Origin of the sequence: Streptomyces sp. MUM 203J, assembly GCF_022414595.1 — a bacterium.
Taxonomy (GTDB): domain Bacteria; phylum Actinomycetota; class Actinomycetes; order Streptomycetales; family Streptomycetaceae; genus Streptomyces.
The window spans coordinates 145,855-167,546 of record NZ_JADWYO010000006.1 but is presented as its reverse complement, the minus strand read 5'-3'; the positions used below and the strand labels follow the sequence as shown (position 1 = coordinate 167,546).

17 protein-coding genes and 1 pseudogene are annotated in these 21,692 nt (G+C 71.6%); 10 read left to right on the top strand and 8 right to left on the bottom strand.

Going from position 1 to position 21,692, the window contains the following annotated elements; all coding sequences use genetic code 11:
• Positions 1–731, bottom strand: a pseudogene (locus I3F58_RS06220) (regulator); the annotation flags it as partial.
• Between the two features lie 237 nt (positions 732–968).
• Here I3F58_RS06220 and lipB point away from each other — a divergent pair.
• From lipB to I3F58_RS06200, 4 genes are all read left to right on the top strand, one after another.
• The gene (lipB, locus tag I3F58_RS06215) at positions 969–1,778 is read left to right on the top strand and encodes a lipoyl(octanoyl) transferase LipB (RefSeq protein WP_240107205.1); all 810 of its coding nucleotides are present in this window, start codon (positions 969–971) and stop codon (positions 1,776–1,778) included.
• A 115-nt stretch (positions 1,779–1,893) separates the two neighbouring features.
• Entirely contained in the window at positions 1,894–2,874 is a 981-nt protein-coding gene (lipA, locus tag I3F58_RS06210; RefSeq protein ID WP_240107204.1) for a lipoyl synthase, read from the top strand.
• Positions 2,875–3,102: 228 nt separating this feature from the next.
• Positions 3,103–3,342: a hypothetical protein gene (locus I3F58_RS06205; protein WP_240107203.1), complete on the top strand. Its 240-nt coding sequence runs from the start codon at positions 3,103–3,105 to the stop codon at positions 3,340–3,342.
• 10 nt (positions 3,343–3,352) lie between these two features.
• On the top strand, positions 3,353–4,060 hold the full coding sequence (locus I3F58_RS06200) for a DUF4191 domain-containing protein (RefSeq protein ID WP_240107202.1): 708 nt from the start codon (positions 3,353–3,355) through the stop codon (positions 4,058–4,060).
• A gap of 104 nt (positions 4,061–4,164) precedes the next feature.
• Here I3F58_RS06200 and I3F58_RS06195 read toward each other — a convergent pair whose 3' ends face one another.
• A complete protein-coding gene (locus I3F58_RS06195) occupies positions 4,165–4,638 on the bottom strand; it encodes an RDD family protein (protein WP_240107201.1) in 474 nt (157 codons plus the stop codon).
• 232 nt (positions 4,639–4,870) lie between these two features.
• Between I3F58_RS06195 and glnA the strand changes: the two genes are divergently transcribed.
• Entirely contained in the window at positions 4,871–6,280 is a 1,410-nt protein-coding gene (glnA, locus tag I3F58_RS06190) for a type I glutamate--ammonia ligase (protein ID WP_240107200.1), read from the top strand.
• A 124-nt stretch (positions 6,281–6,404) separates the two neighbouring features.
• On the opposite strand, the gene I3F58_RS06185 is transcribed toward glnA, so the two are convergent.
• Together I3F58_RS06185 and I3F58_RS06180 are read right to left on the bottom strand one after the other, a co-directional pair.
• Positions 6,405–6,788, bottom strand: a complete 384-nt coding sequence (locus I3F58_RS06185; RefSeq protein WP_240107199.1) for a VOC family protein — start codon at positions 6,786–6,788, stop codon at positions 6,405–6,407.
• Between the two features lie 128 nt (positions 6,789–6,916).
• Positions 6,917–7,348: a MarR family winged helix-turn-helix transcriptional regulator gene (locus tag I3F58_RS06180; protein ID WP_240107198.1), complete on the bottom strand. Its 432-nt coding sequence runs from the start codon at positions 7,346–7,348 to the stop codon at positions 6,917–6,919.
• Between the two features lie 126 nt (positions 7,349–7,474).
• Between I3F58_RS06180 and I3F58_RS06175 the strand changes: the two genes are divergently transcribed.
• Positions 7,475–8,602, top strand: coding sequence for an NADH:flavin oxidoreductase (locus I3F58_RS06175; protein WP_240107197.1), 1,128 nt, complete (start codon positions 7,475–7,477; stop codon positions 8,600–8,602).
• Between the two features lie 249 nt (positions 8,603–8,851).
• On the opposite strand, the gene I3F58_RS06170 is transcribed toward I3F58_RS06175, so the two are convergent.
• Entirely contained in the window at positions 8,852–9,514 is a 663-nt protein-coding gene (locus tag I3F58_RS06170; RefSeq protein WP_240107196.1) for a hypothetical protein, read from the bottom strand.
• Between the two features lie 192 nt (positions 9,515–9,706).
• The gene (locus I3F58_RS06165; protein WP_240107195.1) at positions 9,707–10,381 is read right to left on the bottom strand and encodes a helix-turn-helix transcriptional regulator; all 675 of its coding nucleotides are present in this window, start codon (positions 10,379–10,381) and stop codon (positions 9,707–9,709) included.
• A 66-nt stretch (positions 10,382–10,447) separates the two neighbouring features.
• Here I3F58_RS06165 and I3F58_RS06160 point away from each other — a divergent pair, with 66 nt between their 5' ends.
• Positions 10,448–11,998 (top strand): isocitrate lyase/phosphoenolpyruvate mutase family protein, encoded by a 1,551-nt coding sequence (locus tag I3F58_RS06160; RefSeq protein WP_240107194.1) that lies wholly within the window; start codon positions 10,448–10,450, stop codon positions 11,996–11,998.
• 246 nt (positions 11,999–12,244) lie between these two features.
• Here the strand turns inward: I3F58_RS06160 and I3F58_RS06155 are convergent, their stop codons facing one another.
• Positions 12,245–12,778, bottom strand: a complete 534-nt coding sequence (locus I3F58_RS06155; protein ID WP_240107193.1) for an NUDIX hydrolase — start codon at positions 12,776–12,778, stop codon at positions 12,245–12,247.
• A 472-nt stretch (positions 12,779–13,250) separates the two neighbouring features.
• Between I3F58_RS06155 and I3F58_RS06150 the strand changes: the two genes are divergently transcribed.
• The 3 genes from I3F58_RS06150 (at position 13,251) to I3F58_RS06140 (ending at position 20,913) form a co-directional block, all read left to right on the top strand.
• Positions 13,251–14,948: a carbohydrate-binding module family 20 domain-containing protein gene (locus I3F58_RS06150; RefSeq protein WP_240107192.1), complete on the top strand. Its 1,698-nt coding sequence runs from the start codon at positions 13,251–13,253 to the stop codon at positions 14,946–14,948.
• Between the two features lie 113 nt (positions 14,949–15,061).
• Complete coding sequence (pulA, locus tag I3F58_RS06145; protein ID WP_374207912.1) at positions 15,062–20,455, top strand: pullulanase-type alpha-1,6-glucosidase; 5,394 nt, start codon at positions 15,062–15,064, stop codon at positions 20,453–20,455.
• A gap of 107 nt (positions 20,456–20,562) precedes the next feature.
• Entirely contained in the window at positions 20,563–20,913 is a 351-nt protein-coding gene (locus tag I3F58_RS06140) for a 5-carboxymethyl-2-hydroxymuconate Delta-isomerase (protein ID WP_240107191.1), read from the top strand.
• Here I3F58_RS06140 and I3F58_RS06135 read toward each other — a convergent pair.
• Positions 20,898–21,653: a TetR/AcrR family transcriptional regulator gene (locus I3F58_RS06135; protein WP_240107190.1), complete on the bottom strand. Its 756-nt coding sequence runs from the start codon at positions 21,651–21,653 to the stop codon at positions 20,898–20,900. The two genes, I3F58_RS06140 and I3F58_RS06135, sit on opposite strands and share 16 nt — an antisense overlap.
• Positions 21,654–21,692 lie beyond the last annotated feature (39 nt).

The following is a 21,692-nucleotide window of genomic DNA, read 5'->3' as shown; positions in this document are numbered from 1 at the left end:
CCGGTGCCGCCGGGCCGCCCCTGAGTGCCGGACGCGCCGGAGCCGTCGGGACCACCGTGTCCACGCGGGCCGCCGTGACCGCCCGGCTCATCCGCCCCCGCCAGACCGCTCCCGGTACCGTCGGCGCCGCCGGTACCGGCCGGGCCGCCGGGTCCGCCCGCACCGGACCGTCCGGCGCCGCTCTCGTCCGGGCGGGCGCCCCCGCCCGTACCGCCGGAGGCGGGGCCGCGGCTCTGGGGCGGGACGCGGCCCGCTCCGGGGACGGCGGGCGGTTCCGCACGCCCGACCCGTTCGTCCGCACGGCCGATCAGCCAGTCGCGGCTCGGCACGACCAGCCCCGCAGGAGTGAACGCGATCTTCCGCAGTTCGGTGTGGCTGCCGGAGTCCTTCCGCCACAGCCCGCTGACGATGTCCACGGCCTCTTCCGGCGTGGAGGCGAACTCCAGACCCGCGTACACGGGGGCGCACGCGTCCAGTCCGAGGTCCTGCGCCGACAGCCGTCGCCCGAGCCGCCGGGTGAACACCTCCGCGATCAGCGCGGGCGTCGTACCGCGCGGCTGCTGCCCGCGCAGCCAGCGGGTGACGGAGGTCTTGTCGTATCGGAGGTCCAGACCGTGTTCCAGGCCGAGCTGATCGACCCGTCTGGCGAGTCCCGCGTTGGAGAAGCCGGCCTCAGCGATCAGGGCGGCGAGCTGGCGGTTCGGGGTGCGCTGCGGGGGTCGATCCGTCATCAGTGGTGCGGTCTCCTGCCTTCCGGGCCGGGGTACGGCCCCCTCGGGACGGCGTGAATTTAGCTGCCGGAGACGCCCATACCGCCACCTTCGCCCCACATTCATCCGATCGTGTGAGGATTGGGTACGGCGCTGACGCGTCAGACCTGGCCGACCGGCCCGACGGCGCCCGCCGTACAGTGGCAGGGCATGTCAGGCGCTTGGCCTATCGCTTGGCCTATCGAGGGAGACGGTGCCGTGAGTGAGCTGCGATTCGTCCATCTGGGCTTCGGGGACGACGCTGTCGAGTACCGGGAAGCCTGGGACCGGCAGCGTGAGGTCCACGCGGCCCGGTTCGCGGACGAGATCCCGGACACCTGCCTGCTGCTGGAGCACCCGCCCGTCTACACGGCGGGGCGGCGCACCGAGGACAGCGAGCGTCCGCTGGACGGCACCCCGGTGGTGGACGTGGACCGGGGCGGCAAGATCACCTGGCACGGCCCGGGCCAGCTCGTCGGCTACCCGATCATGAAGCTGCCGCGTCCGGTGGACGTGGTCGCGCATGTGCGGCGCCTGGAGGAGGCCCTGATCCGCACGGCCGCGGAGTTCGGGCTGGAGACCACCCGGGTGGAGGGCCGCAGCGGGGTGTGGGTGCTGGGCGACCCGGTCGACCGGCGTCCTTCCCTCGGCGGGCTCTCGCTGGACCTCGACCCCCGGCTGCACGACGAGGAGTTCGACCCTCGCCTGAACGGCCCCGAGTACGCCCCGTCCAACGCCGGCCAGCGCCGCGAGGACCGCAAGCTGGCGGCCATCGGCATCCGGGTCGCCAAGGGCGTCACGATGCACGGCTTCGCCTTCAACGTGAACCCGGACAACACCTGGTTCGACCGGATCGTGCCGTGCGGGATCCGGGACGCCGGCGTGACCTCGCTCGCCGCCGAGCTGGGCCGGGACATCACGCTCGGGGACGTGCTCCCGGTGGCGGAGCGGCATCTCCGTGACGTACTGGAGAACGCGGACCTGAAGCCCCGCGAGGTCGAGAGGGTCTCCGAGGGGGCGAGCGCCTGACCGACCCGGTACGGGGGAATGCGCCCCGCCGGCCAGAGGTTGGCCTGAGGCAGGGCCGTACTTTTGACGGGCGTACCCTGAAGTTCGCCGAAGAATCGAAGCCTAGGAGCCAGCCGTGTCCGCAGTCGCACCCGACGGACGCAAGATGCTGCGCCTGGAGGTCCGGAACAGCCAGACCCCCATCGAGCGCAAGCCCGAGTGGATCAAGACCCGGGCGAAGATGGGCCCCGAGTACAACCAGCTGCAGAAGCTCGTGAAGAGCGAGGGACTGCACACGGTGTGCCAGGAAGCGGGCTGTCCGAACATCTTCGAGTGCTGGGAGGACCGGGAGGCCACCTTCCTCATCGGCGGCGACCAGTGCACCCGGCGCTGTGACTTCTGCCAGATCGACACCGGCAAGCCGCAGGCCCTGGACCGGGACGAGCCGCGCCGTGTGGGCGAGTCCGTCGTCACGATGGACCTGAACTACGCCACGATCACCGGTGTCGCCCGCGACGACCTGGAGGACGGCGGCGCGTGGCTGTACGCGGAGACCGTGCGGCAGATCCACGCGATGACGGCGGACCGGGAGGCCGGTCACACCAAGGTCGAGCTGCTGATCCCGGACTTCAACGCGGTGCCGGAGCAGCTGGCCGAGGTCTTCTCGTCCCGCCCCGAGGTGCTGGCGCACAACGTGGAGACGGTGCCCCGGATCTTCAAGCGGATCCGCCCGGCCTTCCGTTACGAGCGCTCGCTGAAGGTCATCACGGAGGCCCGCGCGGCCGGACTGGTGACCAAGTCGAACCTGATCCTCGGCATGGGCGAGACCCGCGAGGAGGTCAGCGAGGCACTGCGGGACCTGCACGAGGCGGGCTGCGAGCTGATCACCATCACCCAGTACCTGCGGCCGTCGGTGCGGCACCACCCGGTGGAGCGCTGGGTGAAGCCCGAGGAGTTCGTGGAGCTGAAGGAGGAGGCCGAGGAGATCGGCTACTCCGGCGTGATGTCGGGCCCGCTGGTCCGCTCCTCCTACCGCGCGGGCCGGCTCTTCCAGCAGGCGATGGAGGCGCGCGGCGCCGCGGAGGCCAGGGCTGCGGAGGCCGCGCGGGCGGTGTGAGGTCCGGCACACGGACGGTACGCAGGCGAGTACGGCGAGACGGCCCGTACGCCCCCGGCCTGGGGGTGTACGGGCCGTCCGCGTGTCACCCGGGGTACCCGGGTTGTCCGGTGTTTGACCCTCCGGACATGCCTTGGTAACACCGGTGAGTAACACTGTCTCCACGCACCGCACACACACGCCCCGCGCACATAACGATTTCGCTCACCCGTCGAAGGGGACACCGAGATGCAGGCCGCGAGTCGTCCCGTACCGCCCGTACCCGTACCGCCCGTACGCGCGCAGGCCCTGCCGTCCGTGACGGACGCCCTGCGCGCCGTCGAGGCCCTGCTGTTGGGGCCCGGACAGCGGGTCGCGCGCCGCAACGCCTGGCGGTCCGTGCTGGAGGACCGGCGCCGGGCCCGGGACCGGATCGAGGCGCAGCACGTCCTGGAGGCCGCGGCGAGCCGGGTGTCGTCGGCCACGTAAACTTCTGAGCATGGCGAGGAAGGCACATTCAGACAGCGGTGACGCTGCTGCGAACCCCGGGCGACTGAAGCAGATCGCCCTGACGTACAAGATGACCCGGCGGTCCGACCCGAAGGTCGGGCTGGTCATCGCGGGCGTGGGGATCGTCGTCTTCGGCGTCCTCCTCGCGATCGGGTTCCTGATCGGTCACCCGGTCTATCTGGGCATCCTCGGTTTCCTGCTGGCCTTCCTCGCGGCGGCGATCGTCTTCGGGCGGCGCGCCGAGCGGGCGGCCTTCGGGCAGATGGAGGGCCAGCCGGGCGCGGCTGCGGCGGTGCTGCAGAACATCGGCCGGGGGTGGACGTCCACCCCCGCGGTGGCGATGAACCGCAGCCAGGACGTGGTGCACCGGGCGATCGGCCGCCCCGGCATCGTGCTCATCGGCGAGGGCAACCCGAACCGGGTGAAGTCGCTGCTGGCGGCCGAGAAGAAGCGGATGGCCCGGATCGTCGTGGACGTCCCGGTGCACGACTTCGTCGTCGGGGACGGCGAGGACCAGGTGCCTCTGAAGAAGCTGCGTACGACGATGCTGAAGCTGCCGCGGGTGCTGACCGCCGCACAGGTGACCGCCGCGAGCGACCGGCTGCGCGCGATGGGCGACATGATGAGCAACATGCCGGTGCCGAAGGGTCCGTTGCCGAAGGGCATGCGCATGCCGCGCGGCGGCCGTATGCGCTGAGGCTCAGCCGCTGGTACGAGTGAGGGGCGCCCCGGCATCCGGGGCGCCCCTCACTCGTACCAGCGCGTGGCGTCTCAGTGCACGGTGTCCCGGTGCCTGGCGCCTCAGTGCGTCCGCACCTGTACGGCACGGGCCAGGCGGTCGTGGAGGCCGCGGCCGTCCCGGTCCCAGACCAGGGCGGGCAGCGCGAGGCAGAGCAGGAGACTGCGCAGCACGACACGCCCGATACCGAGCCGCTCACCGTCCACGGAGATCACCCGCAGCCCGAGGAGCCGCTTGCCGGGCGTGGAGCCGATGGTGCCGACGGTGAGGACACTGAGCACGAACAGGACGAGCAGCGCCCAGTTCCCGGCGGACGTGCCGCCCTCACCGCGGGTGATGAGCCCGTATGCGATGAGCATGCACAGCGACCAGTCGATGAAGAGGGCGCCGAAGCGACGCCCGAGGGGGGCGACGGAACCCGGCCCCTCCTCCGGCAGGCCGAGCCGCTGGCCCCGGTAGCCGAAGTCGGCGCCCATCTCCTCGGCCGCCGCGCGCGGCCCGGAGAGCCACGATCCGATTGCTTGCCTGTTGTCCACCCGTACACGGTACTGGGCCCGCTCCGGATCACTGCGGCGCGGGTGTGCGGGTGCGCGCGCGGCGTCACGCCGGCGGTCACCGCACGGCCAAGCCGGTTAACGCGCGCGAAACAAATGGGTCATGCTTGAGAAATCCCACGTCCCTATGGTCGGCTCCAGCGTGTGCCACCGCACTGGCCGCACGACCGAGCTGCAACCCCGCCCTCCCCCGGGTGGGAGTAGGAGGAGTTGGATGTTCCAGAACGCCGAGGAAGTCCAGAAGTTCATCAAGGACAAGGACGTCAAGTTCGTCGACGTGCGGTTCTGCGACCTTCCGGGGATCATGCAGCACTTCACGATCCCGGCTTCGATCTTCGACCCGGCCGAGGACCTGGCCTTCGACGGCTCGTCGATCCGCGGTTTCCAGGCCATCCACGAGTCCGACATGGCGCTGCGCCCGGACCTGTCGACGGCCCGTCTCGACCCGTTCCGCCGGGACAAGACGCTGAACATCAACTTCTTCATCCACGACCCGATCACGGGCGAGCAGTACAGCCGTGACCCGCGGAACATCGCGAAGAAGGCCGAGGCCTACCTGGCCTCCACCGGCATCGCGGACACGGCGTTCTTCGGCCCGGAGGCGGAGTTCTACGTCTTCGACTCGGTCCGTTTCAACACGACGGCCAACGAGGGCTTCTACCACATCGACTCCGAGGCCGGCGCCTGGAACACGGGTGCGCTGGAGGACAACCGGGGTTACAAGGTCCGGTACAAGGGCGGCTACTTCCCGGCCCCGCCGGTGGACCACTTCGCGGACCTGCGTGCGGAGATCTCCCTGGAGCTGGAGCAGTCCGGCCTCCAGGTCGAGCGCCAGCACCACGAGGTGGGCACGGCCGGCCAGGCGGAGATCAACTACAAGTTCAACACGCTGCTGGCCGCCGCCGACGACCTGATGCTCTTCAAGTACATCGTGAAGAACGTCGCGTGGCGCAACGGCAAGACCGCGACCTTCATGCCGAAGCCGATCTTCGGTGACAACGGCTCGGGCATGCACGTCCACCAGTCTCTGTGGCTGGGCGGCGAGCCGCTGTTCTACGACGAGACGGGCTACGCGGGCCTGTCGGACACCGCCCGCTACTACATCGGCGGCATCCTGAAGCACGCCCCGTCGCTGCTGGCCTTCACCAACCCGACGGTCAACTCGTACCACCGCCTGGTGCCGGGCTTCGAGGCCCCGGTGAACCTGGTCTACTCGCAGCGCAACCGCTCCGCCGCGATGCGCATCCCGATCACCGGCTCGAACCCGAAGGCCAAGCGCGTCGAGTTCCGCGCCCCGGACCCGTCCTCCAACCCGTACCTGGCCTTCTCGGCCCTCCTTCTCGCGGGCCTGGACGGCATCAAGAACAAGATCGAGCCGGCCGAGCCGATCGACAAGGACCTGTACGAGCTGGCCCCCGAGGAGCACGCGGGCGTCCCCCAGGTCCCGACCAACCTCTCGGCGGTCCTCGACGCCCTGGAAGCGGACAACGAGTACCTCCAGGCGGGCGGCGTCTTCACGTCCGACCTGATCGAGACCTGGATCGACTACAAGCGCACCAAGGAGATCGAGCCGATCCAGCTCCGCCCGCACCCGCACGAGTTCGAGCTGTACTTCGACATCTGACAGTCCCCCTCCGGCCTGAGGCCGGAGACAGCTCCGAGGGCTGCCACCCCACAGTCGGGTGGCAGCCCTCGTCGGCTTTCCCGGGCTGTGCCGGGCAGCTCCCGGGCCCGGGGGGAGGCGGACGTCAGAGGGGCTGGAGACGGCGGCGCAGGAGGCAGAACTCGTTGCCTTCGGGGTCTGCCAGGACGTGCCAGTCCTCCCTGCCGGTCTGGCCGACGTCGGCGGGCCTGGCGCCGAGGGCGAGCAGGCGTTCCAGTTCGGCGCCCTGGTCGCGGTCGGTGGGGTTCACGTCGATGTGCAGGGGCAGCCTCCCGGCCCGGGGGGTGTCGGTGGGGCTGAGGACGAGGGTGGGCTGCGGGCCGCCGAAGCCGGTGCCGGGCGGCCCGATCTCGATGCTTCCGTCGTCTTCCCTGCCGATCTCGACGTAGCCGAGGACCTCACTCCAGAAGGCGGCGAGCCGTTCGGGGTCGGCGCAGTCGAGGATCAGCTCACTGATGCGGCATGCCATGCCGGCAGTGTACGGAGCCGGTCGGGTGTGACTCCCGCGGTTTCCGTCACGGGTACGCGGTCCGGCCGGGACCGGGAGAGGCGCAGGGCCCGGTGTGACGGGCCGACGGCCGCCGCGGGCCGTCCCGGTCAGGCGGCGGGCCCGGCGAAAACCCGTTCCAGCAGGGCGTACAGGTCGTCCCGGTCCTGCTCGCTGAGCCTGTCCAGGCCGTCCCGCGTGGTGCGCATCCTCACGCTGATCGCGTCGGCGACCCGCTCCCCCTCCGCCGTGAGGACGACGTTCTTCACGCGCCGGTCGGACGCTGCGGCCTCGCGGCGCACGAGGCCGCGCTTCTCCAGGCGGTCGATGATCCCGGTCACGTTGGAGGCGTCGCAGCCCATGGTCGCGGCCAGGGCGCGCATCGGAGCGGGACCCCGGCGCAGCACGGTCAGCGCCTTGCCCTGGCTCGCTGTGAGGTTCTCACTCGCCGCCGCAGCCGCGAAGTCGGCGTAGTAGACGCCGAGCGACACCGAGAGCAGCTCCATGAGCTGGGCCGTGTCGACGCGAGGAGCTTCCGTCATGAGCGCCACTCTATCCGCTCCGCGCCCGGAAACTTGACTACTTCAAATATCAGCCTCTACCGTCTCCAGCATTGCTTGACGTTCTCAAGCATCAAGGTTGTCAAGTAGCTACGAGGAGCGCTCCCTGTGACCGTCACCGCGTCCCCCGCCTCCCGCGCGGCCCAGTTCCTGTCCCGGCCCATCGCACTGAACGGCCTGACCGTCCCGAACCGCATCGTGATGGCGCCGATGACGCGCATGTTCTCCCCCGGCGGCGTTCCCGGTGAGGACGTGCGTTCCTACTACGCCCGTCGCGCCGCCGCGGGGGTGGGCCTGATCGTCACCGAGGGGACCTACGTCGGCCACGAGTCGGCCGGGCAGAGCGACCGGGTGCCGCGGTTCCACGGTGAGGAGCAGCTGGCGGGGTGGGCGAAGGTCGCCGCCGCCGTCCACGAGGCGGGCGGCACGATCGTGCCGCAGCTGTGGCACATCGGCATGGTGCGCAATCAGGGCGACCCGCCCTTCGCCGCCGCCCCCGCCATGGGCCCCTCCGGCATCCGCACCGACGGCACCGAGGGCACCGGACGGGCGATGACCCGGAGCGACCTGGACGAGGTCATCGGGGCCTTCGCCCGGGCCGCCGCGGACGCCGAGCGCATCGGCTTCGACGGGGTCGAACTGCACGGCGCCCACGGCTACCTGCTCGACCAGTTCCTGTGGGCGGGGACGAACCGACGTACCGACTCCTACGGCGGCGACCCCGTGGCCCGTACGAAGTTCGCGGCCGAGATCGTGGCCGCGGTCCGCGAGGCCGTCTCGCCCGAGTTCCCGGTGATCTTCCGCTACTCGCAGTGGAAGCAGGACGCCTACGACGCGAGGCTCGCGGAGACCCCGGAGGCACTGGAGGCGGTCCTGAGCCCGCTCGCCGCGGCCGGCGTCGACGTCTTCCACGCTTCGACCCGCCGCTACTGGCTCCCTGAGTTCGAGGGCTCGGACCTCAACCTGGCGGGTTGGACCAGGAAGCTCACCGGCAGGCCCACCATCACCGTCGGCTCGGTCGGCCTCGACGGCGACTTCATCCACGCGTTCGCGGGACAGGGCGCCGAGCTCGGCAGCCTCGACAACCTCCTCGACCGCATGGAACGCGACGAGTTCGACATGGTCGCCGTCGGCCGGGCCCTGCTCCAGGACCCCGAGTGGGCGTCCAAGGTCCTGTCGGGACGGACCGACGAGCTGAAGCCGTACGACGCGGCGGCGCTGCAGACGCTGAGCTAGTGCCGCACCGGGCGGCGTCCGCCCTGTCCCTGAGGGCCCGGAGACGCTGACCGGCGGTGTGCCTCGTTCCGCCGGGTGGTGCAGCGGCGGGAACTCCTCGCAGCTGCGCCCGTCTCCCGCGTGGTCGCACGGTGCACGAAGGGGGCAGTCCGTCCGCCGGTCGCGGGTTCGGACCGCCCCCTCCGCGCCAGAGGCGCCTACGGCGTCATGCATCCGCTGCGGCCACCGGTCCGGACCGGCACCGCCGCCCTACCGTCCGGCGGTGCCGTCGTCGCCGTCGATCTCGTAGATGCGCTCCTGAAGCCGTTCCCCGGCCCAGTCCAGCCCCACGTCCAGGTCGAACCAGTGCCGGTCCCTGCGGACTTCGGGTGTCGCGAGGTTCACCGCCGCCCAGGAGAACACCCCCAGGAGGACGGAGCGTCCGTGCTGCGCCGTGCGCACGGACAACGCGAACGGTGCGGCGAGTGCCGCGCGGGTGACCAGGATGGCCTCATCGTCGTCGGACTGCCGACGCCCACCGGTGAAGAACCGGGGCGTTTCGAGGATCTTGACCCACTCGACGACCGCGTCCGCCACCTGGGCGCGCAAGGACTCTTCGATGCCCTTCCGGACGGCGGTCGCGGGATCGTCACCGAGCCAGCCAAGCCAGTGGTCGGGATCAGTGAGCTTGCTGAAGTCGTCCTGCGGCACTCCGTGACGGGGATTCTCCTGGTACTCCCCTGTCAGTTTCCCGCTGCCGTCCACCAGCCACGCACCGCGGATCGCTTCGGGAGGCACGTAGCCGTTCGGGTCGCCGATGTACCTCGGGTCGATCTCGGCGACGCTGCCACCGGGACTCTCGGCAGCCGCCGCCACCAGCTCCGGCGCGTCCGGTATGTCCCTACGCCGGCTTCGCGAGTCAGAACTCCACACGATCCCACCCCCACAGTCGCACGCCCGGTCGACTGCGATTGTGCCGGACCGGCCCGTGACCGCGTGAAGGAGGGTGCGGGACGGCGACGGGTGAGGGACTCTCAGGGAGCGCCGCCTCCTCGGGGACGGCGCCGCGCTTCCCGATGCCCACGCGCACCGCCCCGCCCGGTGCGGAACGTTCGCGCGGCTCGGCTATACCTCGGCGCCCAGCAGCTCCCGGAACGCCCGGGCGCCTTGCGGTGTCACCTTCACAGCGCGCCCGGAGCCGACTCGCCGCACCCACTGCCGGTCCAGCGCGGTGGCGCACAGAGCCGCGCCCAGCGCTCCGGCGAGATGGGGCCGACGCTCCGTCCAGTCCAGGCAGGCCCGCACAAGGGGCCTCCGGGAACCTGGGGGCGGCCTGTGGCCCAGGGCGTCGGCCAGCCATGCCCGGCCCTCCACGGTGACGGCGAGCCCGGAGTCGGTGGCGACCAGGCCTCGGGCGGTCATCGCGTCCGCCAGGATCACGCCCAGTCGCCCCGCCAGGTGGTCGTAGCAGGTGCGGGCCCGCGCCTCGGCGCTGAGCCGCACCGACTCGCGCAGCCCCCGCGGGTGCGGGGTGTCCGGGGCGTACGAGGTGAGGGCTTCGACCAGGGCCGCTGCCTCCGGGCCGGCCAGCCGGACGTAGCGATGCCGGCCCTGGCGTTCCTCGGTCAGCAGTCCGCCCGCGATGAGCCGGGAGAGCTGCTCGCTGGCGGTGGAGGCCCGCACCCCCGCGTGCCGGGCGAGCTCACCCGCCGTCCAGGCACGGCCGTCGAGCAGCGCCTGGCAGAAGGCGGCCCGGGTGCGGTCGGCGAACAGGCCGGCGGTCTCGGCGAGAGGGGGCATGAGGTTCATGATGGCGCACGGACGGTTCGGGGAACCCCGAACCGTTGCGGCCCTAGCGTCCGGGCCATGACGCACATGACGCATGAGTTCGACCGCGCTGCGGACATCTCGGAGGCCCTCGCCGATCCGGCGCTCGTCCCGGAGCTGCCTGCTGCGGACGGTGATCCGGCCGTTGCCGGCGTCGCGTGGCTGCGTGCCACCGTGGCCCGGTTCAGCTCCGGTGCGGCGCACCGGAGACGACGGGCTCTGGTGGAGGCCGAACTGGCCCGTCTGGAGCCCGCCATGCTGCGACGGGCGGTTGCGGCAGGACCCGAGGGGGAGGTCCGGCTACGGGTGGTGCGCACCCTTGCCGAGGCTCTGGGGATGCCGGAGCCCGGGGCGGTCGCCGAGGCGGTGGCCGTGGTGGCCGGGGCCTATTTCGGAGGTGCGGACGCGGCCGCGGACGAGGCGGTGGCCCGGCTGGTGGCGCAGCTGGCGCCAGGGCCCGCGGAGGAACCCGCCCTGGAGGCCGCCGCCAACCGTATCGGCCTGCTGGTGCAGGCCTGCGCGGCGACGGCCGCGCTGGTGGAGGCCGCGGACGCGGGCGGCGACGTGCCGCTGGCCCGGGTGCTCCGGGAAGTCCCGCCGGTGGCGGCCATGCGCCGGGTCGCCGCTCGTGCCACCCGGGTCGCCGGCCGGGAGATCGCCGAGGGCGATGTGGTGCTTCTGGATCTTGCGACGGCCAACCGTGCGCACCCCGTGCCCCTCACCTTCGGCGCACCGCCGCGGATCTGCCCCGGCCGGGCTCACGCCCTAGCCATGGCCGACGGCCTGCTCCGGCGCCCGCGGACCGCCTTCGCCCGTCTGCACGACCAGGTGGCCCCGCTGCTGCTCCCCAACGCCTGGGACCACGCCTCCGCCGCCCTTCTGTCGGCGCGGGGCTTCCCGGCGATCGGCACCACGAGTCTCGGCGTGGCCGCGGCAGCCGGACTGCCGGACGGGACGGCGGCGACCGCCGAGGACACCCTGGCTCTGGCCCGTCGGCTGGGACAGGGCTCCTTTCTGTTCACCGTCGACGTCGAAGGGGGTTTCAGCGATGACCCGGAGGAGGTGGCCGAGCTGGCCGCGAGGCTGTACGACGCGGGCGCCGCGGGGATCAACCTCGAAGACGGGCGCGCGGACGGCACGCTCGCCCCCGTGGAACTGCACGCTGCGAAGATCGCCGCGGTCAAGGCCGCCGCGCCCGCGCTGTTCGTGAACGCTCGCACCGACACCTACTGGCTCGGATGCCGGGAGGAGGAGACCGGGACGCGTCTCGCGGTGTACGAACAGGCCGGTGCGGACGGGGCATTCGTGCCGGGGCTGTCGGATCCGGACGGGATCGCCGCGCTGACGGCAGGCCTCACCGTCCCGCTGAACATCCTGTACACGCCGACCGGACCCGGCATCACGGAGCTGGCCGCGTGGGGCGTGCGCAGGATCAGTCTCGGCTCTCTGCTGTACCGCAGCGCCCTGGCGGCGGCCGCGGCCGGCGCGAGCGCCGTCCGCGACGGCCTGCCGACGGAACCCGCGGCCCTCTCCTACGCGGAGGTACAGGCACTGGGGGCACCTGCCGGGACGCCGCGGAGGCCCGGGTGACGCGTGTCCGACGGGTCGGCCGCCGGTCGTCGCCGCCGTGCGCGGGCCTGCCGCGGGCGCGGATAACACGGAGTCCGGGCGGGTGTCCCTGTCAGGGCCGGCTCCGCCGTGCGGGCGGACACGGGACCGGCGGGAGCGGGGTCGGGCCGCGCCGGTTTGCCGGAGCGTGTGAGGGGGCCGGCTTCAGCGGCTCCGTCAGGCCTGCGCCCCACCGGGCCCCGGGGCTGTGCCGTTCCGGGGCGCGCGTCAGCCCGTCGTCTGGTCCAGGAGAAGGTGGAGGAGGCCCACGAGCGAGGCGCTGCTCACGATGTCGCGGTGGTCGATCATGGAGCGGATGCGGGACAGGGGGATCCACTCGATGCGGTCGGACTCGTTCCGCTCCGTGGGCGGGCCGACGCGGGTCGCGGTGTCGGCGCGGAAGACGTGGTGCTGGGCGTCGGTGATGCCGTTGGCGGGTTCCGCGTAGATCAGGGGACGCAGGGGGCCGGGGCGCCAGCCGGTCTCCTCCAGGACCTCGCGGGCCGCGGCCTGCGCGGGGGTTTCGCCGTCCTCGACCAGCCCCATCGGGAGTTCCCACGCCCACGTGTCGGTGATGAAGCGGTGCCGCCACATCATCAGGACTTCGCGGCGGTCGTTGACCACGGCCGCGACGGCGAGGTGGCGGAGCCGTACGACGCTGTAGTCCAGGCGGCGGCCGTCCGGCTGCTGGACGTCCACCAGGCTCAGCCTCACCCAGGGGTCGGTGTAGACCTGTCGCTCGCCGTGGGTCTTCCACTGCATGGGCGGCGCCGCTCCTCCGGTAGGGGAGCAACAGCATGTCAGACGGACGGGGTCCGCCCCCTTCGGCGCCGGGGGCCCGGGACCGCCCCGGTTTCAGGGGCGGCGGGGTCTTCAGTGGCCCCGGGCCTCCCGGAGTGACCGGACCGGCCGGCCGGGCGCGTGGGGTGGCGGCCGGGTGGCCGGAACCCTCCGGCCGGCCGGACCGGAGTCGCGGTCGAACGTAACACCACTGCAATTACTTGCGAAAGAGCTTGCAGACCGTGAATCTCGCGGGTTTCCGGGATGTGACCCGGGAGTAAGAGGGGCGTGTCGAAAGGGTTGACCTTGCGCCACGCGGCTCGTACGGTCACGTCCGAAAAGTCTTGCTGCCGTCTTGCAGCAAGAATCTTCATCCACCGGCCTTGCGGGCATGGCGCGTTGCCGTACGAGGCTGCCCCCACTGCATCCGCACCTCCCTTCCCCAGGAGGAATCATGGCCAGGAGAACCATGGCCGCCGTCCTCGCCGTCGTCGCAGGAGCGGCGCTCGGCGTCACGGCACCCAGCCAGGCAGCGCAGGCCGCCGCGCCCGGCGACAAGGACGTCACCGCCGTGATGTTCGAGTGGAAGTTCGACTCGGTCGCCAAGGCGTGTACCGACAGCCTCGGGCCCGCCGGGTACGGGTACGTCCAGGTCTCACCCCCGCAGGAGCACATACAGGGGTCCCAGTGGTGGACCTCGTACCAGCCCGTCAGCTACCGGATCGCCGGGCGGCTCGGCGACCGCGCCGCCTTCAAGAACATGATCGACACCTGTCACGCCGCAGGTGTCGAAGTCGTCGCGGACACCGTCATCAACCACATGGCCGCCGGAAACGGGGTCGGGACCGGCGGGTCCTCGTACACGAAGTACGGGTACCCGGGGATCTACTCCGACGCCGACTTCCACGGCTGCCGCCAGCCGATCGGCAACTACCAGGACCGCTACGACGTCCAGAACTGCGAGCTGGTGCGGCTGTCCGACCTGGACACCGGGTCGGACCACGTGCGCGGGCGCATCGCCGCGTACATGAACGACCTGCTCTCCCTCGGCGTCGACGGCTTCCGGGTCGACGCGGTCAAGCACATGGCCGCCGACGACCTCGCCGCTGTCAAGAGCAGACTCACCGACCCGAACGCCTACTGGAAGCAGGAGGCCATACACGGGGCCGGCGAGGCCGTCTCCCCCAGCGAGTACCTCGGCAACGGCGATGTGCAGGAGTTCCGGTACGGCCGGGCGCTCAAGCAGGTCTTCACCGGCGGCGACAAGCTCGCCTACCTGAAGAACTTCGGTGAGGGCTGGGGCTTCATGCCCTCCGGCCAGTCCGCCGTGTTCGTCGACAACCACGACACCGAGCGGGGTGGTGACACCCTCAACTACAAGGACGGCGCCGCCTACACGCTCGCCAGCGTGTTCATGCTGGCGTGGCCCTACGGCTCTCCGGACGTCCACTCCGGCTACGCGTTCTCCGACCACGACGCCGGTCCGCCCAACGGCGGTCAGGTCAGCGCCTGTTACAGCGACGGCTGGAAGTGCCAGCACGACTGGCCCGAGATCAGGTCCATGGTCGCCTTCCGGAACGTGACCCGCGGTCAGGGTGTCACGCACTGGTGGGACAACGGCGCCAACGCCATCGCCTTCGGGCGCGGGGACAAGGGCTTCGTCGCCGTCAACCACGAGGGCGGGTCCCTGACCCGGACCTTCCAGTCCTCCCTGGCCTCCGGCACCTACTGCGACGTGCAGAGCGGCAAGCCCGTCACCGTCGACTCCGCCGGGCGGTTCACCGCCACCCTCGGGCCGGACACCGCGCTCGCCCTGCATGCGGGCGCCCGCGACTGTGACGGCTCCGGCACCCCCGTCACCGCCGGCGCCTCCTTCGGTGTCGAGGCCACCACCGTGTGGGGCGAGAACATCTACGTCACCGGCGACCAGTCCGCTCTCGGCGGCTGGAACACCGGTGCCGCCCCGAAGCTCGACCCCGCCGCGTACCCCGTGTGGAAACTCGACGTGGACCTGCCCGCCGGGACCACCTTCGCGTACAAGTACATCCGCAAGGACGCCTCCGGCAACGTCACCTGGGAGAGCGGCGCCAACCGTACCGCCACCGTCCCCGCCGACGGCCGGGTCACCCTGAACGACGTCTGGCGCAACTGACCCCGCACCGCCTGTGCCCCGCATCCGGCCCACGGGTGCGGGGCCTCCTCTCCACCACGCCCACCGAGGAGAACTCCTTGATACGCCCCCGCCCCGCGCGGAAACCCCGCCCCGTGCGGAAACGCAGAGCCCTGGCCGGTCTCACGGCCGTGACCGTCACCGCGCTCGTCGTCCCGGCCCTCACCGCCCCGGCGAACGCCGCGCCCCGGCCGCCCAAGCCCCCGTCGGACCGGAAACTGGCCGCCCAGCCCGCACGGCACGACCTGACACGCGAGCAGTTCTACTTCGTCCTGCCCGACCGCTTCGCCAACGGCGACCGGCGCAACGACCGCGGCGGACTCACCGGCAGCCGCCTCCGCCACGGCTACGACCCCACCGACAAGGGCTTCTACCAGGGCGGCGACCTCAAGGGCCTCACCGAGCGGCTCGACTACATCAAGGACCTCGGCACCACCGCCATCTGGCTCGCGCCCATCTTCAAGAACCAGCCCGTCCAGGGCGAGGGCGACGACGCCTCCGCCGGGTACCACGGGTACTGGATCACCGACTTCACCCAGGTCGACCCGCACTTCGGCACGAACGACGACCTCCGCACCCTGATCGACCGGGCCCACGCCAAGGGCATGAAGGTCTTCTTCGACGTCATCACCAACCACACCGCCGATGTCATCGACTACGAGGAGAAGACCTACGAGTACCTCTCCAAAGGGGCCTTCCCCTATCTGAGCAGGGACGGGAAGCCCTTCGACGACTCCGCGTACGCGGATGGGGAGCGGCGCTTCCCGAAGACCGGCCCGGGGTCCTTCCCCCGCACGCCCGTCGTTCCACGGGACAAGAAGGACCTGAAGGTCCCCGGCTGGCTCAACGACCCCGCGATGTACCACAACCGGGGCGACTCGACCTTCGCCGGGGAGTCCTCCGCCCACGGCGACTTCGTCGGGCTCGACGACCTGTGGACGGAGCGTCCCGAGGTCGTCGAGGGGATGGAGAAGATCTATCAGAGGTGGGTGCGGGACTTCGCCATCGACGGGTTCCGCATCGACACCGTCAAGCACGTCAACACGGAGTTCTGGACGCAGTGGGCCACCGCCCTCGACGCGTACGCCGAGAAACGGGGGCGTCCGGACTTCTTCATGTTCGGTGAGGTGTACTCCGCCGACACCGACATCACGTCCCACTACGTGCGGGAGGGCCGGCTCGACGCCACGCTCGACTTCCCGTTCCAGGACGTGGCCCGCGGCTTCGCCTCCCAGGGCGGCTCGGCGGCCCGGCTGAAGCAGCTCTTCGCGGACGACCACAAGTACACGAGCGGCAAGGCGAACGCGTACGAGTCCGTCACCTTCCTCGGCAACCACGACATGGGCCGCTTCGGAACGTTCCTCAAGCAGGACAACGCGCAGGCCGACGACGCCGAGCTGCTCAGGAGGTACGGGCTCGCCAACGAGCTGATGTTCCTCAGCCGCGGCAACCCCGTCGTCTACTACGGCGACGAGCAGGGCTTCACCGGTGCGGGCGGCGACAAGGACGCCCGCCAGACCCTGTTCGCCTCCAGGACCGCCGACTACCTCGACGACGACCAGCTCGGGACCGACCGGACCCACGCGGAGGACGCGTACGACCCCACCCATCCCCTCTACCGGCAGATCGCCGCCCTGGCAGGGCTGCGCAGGGCCCACCCGGCCCTCGCGGACGGCGTCCAGACCGAGCGCCACGCCGATGAGGGGGCGGGGGTCTACGCCTTCTCCCGGATCGACCCCGCGGAGAAGACCGAGTATCTGGTCGCCGTCAACAACGCCACCGCGGCCCGGACCGTGGAGCTGAGCACGGACTCGGCGGCCGGTACCGGCTTCCGGACCGTGTACGGCGGTGACGCGGCGCTCCGGAGCGGCGACGACCGGAAGGTCACCGTCACCGTGCCCGCCCTGTCGTCCGTCGTCCTGAAGGCCGACCGGGCCCTGCCCACGCCCTCCGGTGCCCCCGCCGTCGAGCTGAAGGCCCCCTCCGAGGGCTCCTCCGGTGCCGTGCGGGTCACCGCCGACATGGAAGGCGGCGGCCCACTGGACCGGGTCGTCTTCGCCGCCCAGCAGGGCAACGGCAGGTGGCAGGTCCTCGGCTCCGCCGACCACGCCCCGTACACGGTGACCCACACCATCACGGCCCCCGCCGGAACACCCGTCCGCTACAAGGCCGTCGTGGTCGACGCCATGGGGCGTACGGCGAGCGACCTCGCCACGACCACCGCGGGACAGGCGCCCGCGCCCGAGGTGCCCACCGCGACCCAGCGGGACTACGCCGTCGTCCACTACAAGCGGCCCGACGGCGACTACGACGACTGGCGGCTCTACGCCTGGGGCGACATCGCGGACGGCGAGGCCACGGAATGGCCCGCCGGGCACGCCTTCACCGGGCGGGACGCCTACGGCGCCTTCGCGTACGTCAGGCTGAAGCCGGGCGCCTCCAGCGTCGGCTACCTCGTCATCGACAAGGACGGCAACAAGGACGTCTCCGCCGACCGCGCCGTCGACCTGTCCCGGACGGGCGAGGTGTGGGTCGAGCAGGGCAGGGAAGAGGCCCTGAACCAGGCGCCCGACGGCGTCTATCCGCCGCAGGACACGTCGAAGGCCGTGCTGCACTACCAGCGCGCCGACGGCGACTACGAGGGCTGGGGCCTGCACGTGTGGGCCGGGGCGGCCGAGCCCACCGACTGGTCGAAGCCGCTCATGCCGGTCCGGACCGACGCGTACGGGGCGGTCTACGAGGTGCCGCTCAGCGAGGGCGCCACGTCCCTCAGCTACATCCTCCACAAGGGCGACGAGAAGGACCTGCCCGCCGACCAGTCCCTGGACCTGAAGGCCGACGGCCACGAGGTGTGGCTGCTGAGCGGCCGGGAGAAACACCTGCTGCCGCAGCCCGCGGGCGGCGGCGCGGCCCTCGACCCGTCCAAGGCCTCGGCTGTGTGGATCGACGAGACGACCCTCGCCTGGAACGGCTCCGACACCGCCGCCTCCAGCCAGCTCCAGTACTCGCCGTCCGGCTCCATCGCCGTGCGGGACGGCGCCCTCACCACCGGTGACGACACCGCCTGGCTGCGGCTGAGCAGGACCTCCCTCACGGACGCGCAGAAGGAGCGGTTCCCGCACCTCGCCGCGTACCGGGCCTACACCGTCGACCCGCGCGACCGCGACCGGATCCGCACCGCCCTGCGCGGGCAGATCGTCGCCACCCAGTACGCCGCCGACGGCGCGCTGCTGAGCGCCACCGGTGTGCAGATCCCGGGCGTGCTCGACGACCTGTACGGGAAGAAGGCCCGGCACAAGGACCTCGGGCCGGTCTTCCGCAAGGGCAGGCCCACCCTGTCCGTCTGGGCGCCCACCGCACAGTCCGTCGCCCTCGAACTCGACGGCCGTACGGTCCCGATGAGGCGGGACGACACCACCGGCGTGTGGTCGGTCCGGGGCAAGAAGAAGTGGACCGGCAAGCCCTACCGGTACGTGGTGAAGGTCTGGGCGCCCAGCGTCCGGAAGGTCGTCACCAACAAGGTCACCGACCCGTACTCCACCGCCCTCACCACGGACTCCGCCCGAAGCCTGGTCGTCGACCTCGGCGACCCGAAGCTCGCCCCCGAGGGCTGGAGCAGCCTGAGGAAGCCGGATGCCGTGCCACTGCGGGACGCGCAGATCCAGGAGCTGCACATCCGTGACTTCTCGGTCACGGACCCCACCTCGCGGCACCCCGGCGGCTACCTCGCCTTCACCGACCGCCGCTCGGACGGCATGAAGCACCTCAGGAAGCTGGCGGACAGCGGCACTTCGTACGTCCACCTGCTGCCCGCCTTCGACATCGGCACCATCCCGGAGCGGAAGTCCGACCGGACCGCACCCGACTGCGACCTGGCCTCGTACGCCGCCGACTCCGAGGAACAGCAGAAGTGCGTCGGCGAGGCCGCCGCCGAGGACGGCTTCAACTGGGGCTACGACCCGCTGCACTACACCGTTCCCGAGGGCTCCTACGCCTCCGACCCCGAAGGCACCCGCCGTACGGTCGAGTTCCGGCGGATGGTCCAGTCGCTCAACGGCACCGGGCTGCGCACGGTCATGGACGTGGTCTACAACCACACCGTGGCGAGCGGCCAGGACGAGAAGTCGGTGCTGGACCGGATCGTGCCCGGCTACTACCAGCGGCTGCTGGCCGACGGGTCCGTGGCCACGTCCACGTGCTGCGCCAACACCGCGCCCGAGAACACCATGATGGGCAAGCTCGTGGTGGACTCGGTCGTCACCTGGGCCAAGGAGTACAAGGTCGACGGCTTCCGCTTCGACCTCATGGGCCACCACCCGAAGGAGAACATGCTCGCCGTGCGCGAGGCGCTCGACGAGCTGACCGTCGAGCGGGACGGCGTCGACGGCAAGAAGATCGTCCTGTACGGCGAGGGCTGGAACTTCGGCGAGGTCGCGGACGACGCCCGGTTCGTCCAGGCCACGCAGAAGAACATGGCCGGGACCGGGATCGCCACCTTCTCCGACCGGGCCCGTGACGCGGTGCGCGGCGGCGGCCCCTTCGACGCCGACCCGGGCGTCCAGGGCTTCGCCTCCGGCCTGTACACCGAGCCCAACGGCTCGGCCGCCAACGGCACCCGGGAGGAGCAGAAGGCCCGGCTGCTGCACTACCAGGACCTGATCAAGGTCGGTCTGACCGGCAACCTGGCCGGGTTCGCCTTCACCGACACCTCCGGCAAGCAGGTCAAGGGCTCGGAGGTCGACTACAACGGACAGCCCGCGGGCTACGCGGCCGCGCCCGGCGAGGCGCTCGCCTACGCGGACGCCCATGACAACGAGACCCTGTTCGACGCGCTGGCCTTCAAGCTCCCGGCCGGCACGTCCCCGGACGACCGGGCCCGGATGCAGGTCCTCGCCATGGCGACCGCCGCTCTGTCGCAGGGCCCGGCCCTGTCGCAGGCCGGTTCGGACCTGCTGCGCTCCAAGTCGCTGGACCGCAACTCGTACGACAGCGGCGACTGGTTCAACGCCCTGCACTGGGACTGCCGTCTCGGCAACGGCTTCGGCCGCGGACTGCCGCCCGCGGCCGACAACCGGGACAAGTGGCCCTACGCCAAGCCGCTGCTGGGCACGGCGTCGCTGAACGTGGGCTGCGGGCAGATCGACGGGGCCTCGGCCGCGTACCGGGACCTGCTGAGGATCCGTACGACGGAGAAGGCGTTCAGCCTCGCCACGGCCGACGCGGTGCAGCGGAAGCTCGCGTTCCCGCTGTCCGGGCGGAGCGAGACGCCCGGTGTCATCACCATGCGCCTCGACGGCCTGGTCGTGGTCTTCAACGCCACGCCCGGCGAGCAGAAGCAGTCCGTCGAGGAGTTGTCCGGCACCGGATACGCCCTGCACCCGGTCCAGGCGGGCGGCTCCGACGCCAGGGTGAAGGCGTCCGGGTACGACGCCGGGTCCGGGACCTTCACGGTGCCGGGCCGCACGGTGGCGGTCTTCGCCGCGCGCTGACCTGCGGGTCCATGGTGGACGCCCCCGCTCCGGCGAGAACCGGAGCGGGGGCGTCCGCCATGCGGGCCGCGTTTGTGCCCGGGAGGCGGAGCGGTCACAGTGAGCGCATGCCGCAGATCAGCATCGACTTCTCCCCCGCGCTCGACGAGGCCTTCGACCGCCGGGCCTGCGCCCGCGCGCTGCACCCGGTGGTCGTCGAGACCGTCGGCGCCCGGCCCGCCGCCTGCAAGACCCGCACCCGCACGGCCGGTGACTTCACAGTCGGGGAAGGCGACGGCCGGGACGCCGTCGTCCATGTCGAGATCGCGCTGCTCGCGGGCCGCACCGACGAGGCCAAGGCACGGCTCAGCGAGGCCGCCGTCGCGCTCGTACGGGACCATCTCAAGCCCCTGGACGGGCTCACCGTCCATGTGTCGGCCGAGGTGCGGGACCTCGACGCGTCCTATCGGGCGTCCTGACCCGACGGCTGCGCCGGGATCCTCGCCGCCAGGGTGCCGAGCCGGGCGAGCAGCTCGCCGAACGGCCCGTCGGCGGGCTCTTCCGCGAGCATCCGTACCAGGATCCCGGCCATCTCGTCGTCGTGGGCGGCGCTCACCGCCGCCAGCGCCGCGAAGTCGTGCACCAGCTGCGACTCCAGTTCGGCGCGCGGGATGCGGCGGCCGTCCAGCCAGATCAGCGCCGTCGACTCGGCCAGCGCCACCCAGGACCGCACCACCAGGTCCAGCCGGGCGGGCGGCGGGTTCTTCGCCCCCAGGTGGTCGAGGATCTGCTCGTACGCGGCCCGCCGCACGTCGTCGATCATCACGCCGGCCGCCGGCGCCCCGGGCGTCCCCGGCCCGGGCGCCGAGCCCGCGGCGGGGCCGCCGCGCATCAGTGCCGAGAAGCCCGGCCCGTGCTCCTCCACGAAGTCGAAGAACCGGCCCATCACCCTCATCAGCCGTGCGCCCAGCGGGCCTTCGTGCGGCTCCACGAACCGGGCCCGCAGCTCGTCGGCCGCTCGGCGCAGCGCCGCCTCGTACAGGCTCTGCTTGCCGGGGAAGTAGTGGTAGACGAGCGGGCGGGAGATCCCCGCGGCGGCGGCGATCTCGTCGATCGACACCTCGTCGGGCGAGCGGCTGCTGAACAACTCCAGCGCCACTCCGATGAGCTGCTGCCTGCGCTCCTCGACGCCCATCCTTCTGCGTACCCCGGTCGTCATGCGGACAGCGTAACCGGCGCCCTCCGAACAGCCGGGGGC

What these genes read in the sequence shown, in the direction of transcription:
- I3F58_RS06150 (WP_240107192.1), top strand. Translation starts at nt 13,251, where the DNA reads ATGGCCAGGAGAACCATGGCCGCCGTCCTCGCCGTCGTCGCAGGAGCG.
- I3F58_RS06180 (WP_240107198.1), bottom strand. Translation starts at nt 7,348, where the DNA reads ATGACGGAAGCTCCTCGCGTCGACACGGCCCAGCTCATGGAGCTGCTC.
- I3F58_RS06185 (WP_240107199.1), bottom strand. Translation starts at nt 6,788, where the DNA reads ATGGCATGCCGCATCAGTGAGCTGATCCTCGACTGCGCCGACCCCGAA.
- I3F58_RS06155 (WP_240107193.1), bottom strand. Translation starts at nt 12,778, where the DNA reads ATGCAGTGGAAGACCCACGGCGAGCGACAGGTCTACACCGACCCCTGG.
- I3F58_RS06200 (WP_240107202.1), top strand. Translation starts at nt 3,353, where the DNA reads ATGGCGAGGAAGGCACATTCAGACAGCGGTGACGCTGCTGCGAACCCC.
- glnA (WP_240107200.1), top strand. Translation starts at nt 4,871, where the DNA reads ATGTTCCAGAACGCCGAGGAAGTCCAGAAGTTCATCAAGGACAAGGAC.
- I3F58_RS06160 (WP_240107194.1), top strand. Translation starts at nt 10,448, where the DNA reads ATGACGCACATGACGCATGAGTTCGACCGCGCTGCGGACATCTCGGAG.
- I3F58_RS06205 (WP_240107203.1), top strand. Translation starts at nt 3,103, where the DNA reads ATGCAGGCCGCGAGTCGTCCCGTACCGCCCGTACCCGTACCGCCCGTA.
- I3F58_RS06165 (WP_240107195.1), bottom strand. Translation starts at nt 10,381, where the DNA reads ATGCCCCCTCTCGCCGAGACCGCCGGCCTGTTCGCCGACCGCACCCGG.
- I3F58_RS06135 (WP_240107190.1), bottom strand. Translation starts at nt 21,653, where the DNA reads ATGACGACCGGGGTACGCAGAAGGATGGGCGTCGAGGAGCGCAGGCAG.
- I3F58_RS06140 (WP_240107191.1), top strand. Translation starts at nt 20,563, where the DNA reads ATGCCGCAGATCAGCATCGACTTCTCCCCCGCGCTCGACGAGGCCTTC.